General features: G+C 68.3%; 1 protein-coding gene. It reads right to left on the reverse strand.

Annotated features, from left to right (window positions below):
- Positions 1–155 precede the first annotated feature (155 nt).
- A complete protein-coding gene (locus AACY08_RS28490; protein ID WP_339472440.1) occupies positions 156–446 on the reverse strand; it encodes a DUF2155 domain-containing protein in 291 nt (96 codons plus the stop codon).
- Positions 447–540: the final 94 nt, after the last annotated feature.

A 540-nucleotide genomic window follows, 5' to 3' on the forward strand; every position in this document is an offset into this window, starting at 1 on the left:
CGCGTCGGCGCTACACCGCGCTGCTCGACAGGGCCCTCGCGGGCGAGCCGGCCGACTTCCTGCGGCTGTCGAGCGGCGAGGCCATCCCCGGCGCACGCACGCTCGAGATCATCGCCTCGCGGCAGTGATCAGCGGCCGAAGCCGGGAGATTTGGCCTAGCGGCCAAACCCCGGAATGCCGAACAGGCCCGGCTGCTGCTGGGGCGGCGGAGGTGGCGGCGGCGCCGGTTGCGGCTGCTGCATCGGCGGGAGCGGCTGCGGCGGGCGTTGCTGCACGGCCTGCTTGGGCGCGGCCTTCTTCTGCGCGGGAGGCGGTTGCGGAGACGGCTTGGTCGCGGGATCGGGCGCCGCGGTCGCGATGGACTGATGCGGATCTATGCAGTCGGTCAGCCAGATATCGTAGATCGGGTGCTCGACGCCGTGCAGGCCGGGGCTCGCCGCATACATCCATTCTTATAAGATTCGCTTCACTTCGCTCTGAAGAGTGATCTCGTCGTCCTAGACTTATGCTTCTGTTTTAGCGTCATCGGTCGCAGGGCGG

This window comes from Pseudomonas sp. EL_65y_Pfl1_R83, from assembly GCF_963970695.1.
In the GTDB taxonomy this organism is placed as follows: Bacteria; Pseudomonadota; Gammaproteobacteria; order Pseudomonadales; family Pseudomonadaceae; genus Aquipseudomonas; species Aquipseudomonas tritici.